General features: G+C 66.4%; 2 protein-coding genes, 1 pseudogene and 1 riboswitch. All 3 genes and pseudogenes read right to left on the bottom strand.

Annotated features, from left to right (window positions below):
* Nucleotides 1-1,041: pseudogene (locus ACMO6A_RS13525) on the bottom strand (hypothetical protein); the annotation flags it as partial.
* A 163-nt stretch (nt 1,042-1,204) separates the two neighbouring features.
* A riboswitch (cobalamin riboswitch) is annotated at nt 1,205-1,320 on the bottom strand.
* A gap of 79 nt (nt 1,321-1,399) precedes the next feature.
* Nucleotides 1,400-2,593, bottom strand: coding sequence for an ABC transporter permease (locus ACMO6A_RS13520; protein ID WP_015760355.1), 1,194 nt, complete (start codon nt 2,591-2,593; stop codon nt 1,400-1,402).
* Nucleotides 2,590-3,294: an ABC transporter ATP-binding protein gene (locus ACMO6A_RS13515; RefSeq protein ID WP_015760354.1), complete on the bottom strand. Its 705-nt coding sequence runs from the start codon at nt 3,292-3,294 to the stop codon at nt 2,590-2,592. Before ACMO6A_RS13515 ends, ACMO6A_RS13520 begins: the two co-directional genes overlap by 4 nt.
* Nucleotides 3,295-3,307: the final 13 nt, after the last annotated feature.

Raw genomic sequence — 3,307 nt, 5'->3', positions numbered from 1 at the left:
AGGATCGTCCCCTTCGGCAGCTGCTTTCCAGGTCCAGCCGCCGGAAGCCTGCTGCGCGCTCAGAAGCTTGGCCACAAGCTCAGCTTCGGTTTCAAGAGCGTTCGCGGGCGCGTCGTACGCACCGCTTTCGTAGGAGAGCAGAGCAAACGCCTGACCGTTCACATAGGTAGTCGAAATGTCGGACGTCGCCATCGTTTGCACGAGCTCCGCTGCTTCCTCTGTTTTGCCGACGGCCGTGAGCGCCAAGATGAAGCGTTGCAAATTGGTGGTTTCGGGAGAACCGTTCGCCGCTTTCGCATTCGCCACGAGCGTCGCCACGTCAACCGACGACACACGACCGGCGGCCGCGAGCTCAAGGGCTTTCCATTCCTCGGACGTACCCGCATAGGAACTGGCGATGGTGCCGAACAGCGTGTTGTACGCAGCGCTGTCTACTGCGATGGCATCGTTGGCAGGCTCATCAGGTTCGGGTTCGGGCTTGGGATCGGGCTTGATCGCCCCCGCCAAGGGGTCGTTGACGGTGTAGATCGCGAGCTGAGGAATCTCCTCGTCGTAGGCGAACGTCGCGTCGGACGTGTAGATGTACTGGTAGCGGCCGTTCTCCTGCAGCTTCGACGTCAGCTGGGCGCTGGCGTAGTTCGCGCTGTCGCCGTCGAACATCGTCGCCCAATAGGCCCACGAGCCGTCGGGCTGCTGGACCGACTTGTTGCCGCGGAACGTCGGGGAGCCCCAGGAGTCGAAGTACGCCTTGTCGTTCCCCTCGGTCTCCTCCGCGCTGGCCGCGGCGGTGAAGCCCGCCTTCGCCAGCAGGTCGGCAACCGTGTCGTCGGAGGTCATGCCGTCGACCTTGCCGTTGTACAGGATGCCGTCCGCGGGGTCGGACGTGTCCACGATGGTGAGCGCCACCGAGAACGTCCCCGCACCCTCGCTTTCTTCGGCCCAGGCTGCGCTGGGCATGAGGCCCAGGCAGAGCGCGGCGGCCAGCAGGAGGGCCCACGCCCGCCGCATGACCCCCGCAGGGATGATCGTTTGTTCCTTCACCGTCTTCCTTCTCCTTTCATCGGTCGCTTCGCAGAAGAGAGACAGCAAAACAAAAGGCTGCGCGGCCCTCGCGATTCGAGGGGGCCGCGCAGCCCGTATTCGCTACGCAGACAAGCCGAGGGCTTTCTTGCCCTCCGGGTTGCGTTCGCGGTAACTCGCCGCTTGCGCACACACGCTTCTCGGTCGGTATTCTGGCTGATCGGCAAGGCCGAAACACAGTGGCGGTACCGTGCGGGATTCTCACCCGGCTTCCCACGATCCGAGACGTCTTCTTCATGCTTGATGCATTCTACCACCTCTTGGGTCGACGAACGACGCGAAAGGGGCGCAACCTCCGAGCTTGCCGCCCGCCGGCCGCCTACTGGTAGCGCAGCGACTCCACCGGGTCGAGCTTGGCGGCGCGGCGTGCCGGGTAGTAGCCGAACACGACGCCGATGAGCACGCACACGGCCACGGCGCCGAACACCACGCCCGGCGCGAGCACCGGCGTGACGGCCATGCCGGCCTGCACCGCGCCGATCACCTGCCCCAGGCCCCATGCGGCCAGGAAGCCGAACACGATGCCGAACGCGCCGCCGGCCACGCACAGCATGATGGCCTCGAGCAAGAACTGCTTCGTGACGTCGCGGCGGCGCGCGCCGAGCGACTTGCGCAGGCCGATCTCGCGGATGCGCTCGGTGACGTTCGTCAGCATCATGTTCATGATGCCGATGCCGCCCACGAACAGCGAGATCGACGCCACCGAGCCCATGAGCAGCGAGAACGACGCCATCATCGTCTCCATCTGCTTGATGACGGCATCGAGCGACGACACGTACACGCTTTCGGCGTCCAGGTTGAAGTACTGCGCCACGAAGGTCTGGGTCGTCTCGACGAGGCGGTCCATGTCGGTTCCCTCGCGCGCGAAGCCGACGATCTGCTGGATGCCGCCCGTGTTGCCGATGCGCGTTTCCACCGTGGTGTAGGGCGCGTAGAACGTCCCGCCGCCACCCATGAACGACGAGGTTTCCATCACGCCGATCACCGTGTAATCATCGTTGCCGAGGCGCACCGTCTTCCCCACCGCCTCGGTGTCGGGGACGCCGAGCATCTGCACGGCCATCTCGCCGCCGCCTATCACCACGAGGCGCGCCGCGTTCTGCTCTTCGCTTTCGGTGAAGAAACGGCCCGCTTTGAGCTTCGTCCCGTTCGCCGTGAAATAGTCGGGGCGGGCGCCGATGACGGTGGCGTAGTTCTTCTGCCCGTCGGCCATCGCGATCTCGGCCGACGCGTACGACGCGCCGGTGATGACCTCGTACTCCGGCATGCCCTGCTCCAGCTTGTCCAGGTCGTCGAACGTGATGCCCTGCGGCGAGTACGCGCTGATGGACACCTGGCGCGCCTGGGAAAGCCCCATCTCGCCCATGAGCATGTTCTGCACGCCCGCGATGAGCGAGGTCATGGCGATGACGGCCGCGATGCCGATGACGATGCCGAGGATGGTGAGGAACGAGCGGCCCTTGTTCGCGGACAGCGCGTGCCAGGTTTCGTAGAACAGGTCGCCGATCTTCATGGGCGCGCCCCTTCCCCGCCGTGCGCCCCCTCGTACAGCCGCCCGTCGCGAATGTGCACCACGCGGTCGGCGTGGGCGGCCACGTCGGGCTCGTGCGTGATGAGCACGATGGTCTTGCCCGCGTCGCGCAGGCGCTTGAACGTGTTCAGCACCATGTCTCCCGTGGCGGTGTCGAGGTTGCCGGTGGGCTCGTCGGCCAGGATGAGCGCCGGGTCGTTCACGAGGGCGCGGGCGATGGCGACGCGCTGCATCTGGCCGCCCGACAGCTCGTTGCTGCGATGGTCGTACAGCCGCTCGTCGAGCGACACGCTGCGCAGCGCCGCATGGGCGCGCAGCTCGCGCTCCTTGCGCGGGCAGGCCGTGTAGATGAGCGGCAGCACCACGTTGCGCAGCACGGTGGCGCGCGGCAGCAGGTTGAACGACTGGAACACGAAGCCGAGGCGCGTGGCGCGGATCTCGGCGAGCTCGTCGTCGCGGTAGTCGGCCACGTCGACGCCCTCGAGCAGGTAGCGCCCGCGCGTGGGCGTGTCGAGGCAGCCCAGCAGGTTCATGAGCGTGGACTTGCCCGAGCCCGACGGGCCCATGATGGCGAGGAACTCGCCCTGCGCGACCGTCAGCGACACGCCGCGCAGGGCGTGCGTGTAGCCCGAAGCGCTCTCGTAGATGCGGTGCAGGTCGACGGCTTCAACCACGTTGGCCATGGCGCTACCCCAC

The organism is Eggerthella sp. (assembly GCF_048329335.1).
GTDB lineage: Bacteria > Actinomycetota > Coriobacteriia > Coriobacteriales > Eggerthellaceae > Eggerthella > Eggerthella lenta.
This window is presented reverse-complemented; position numbering and strand designations above follow the sequence as displayed.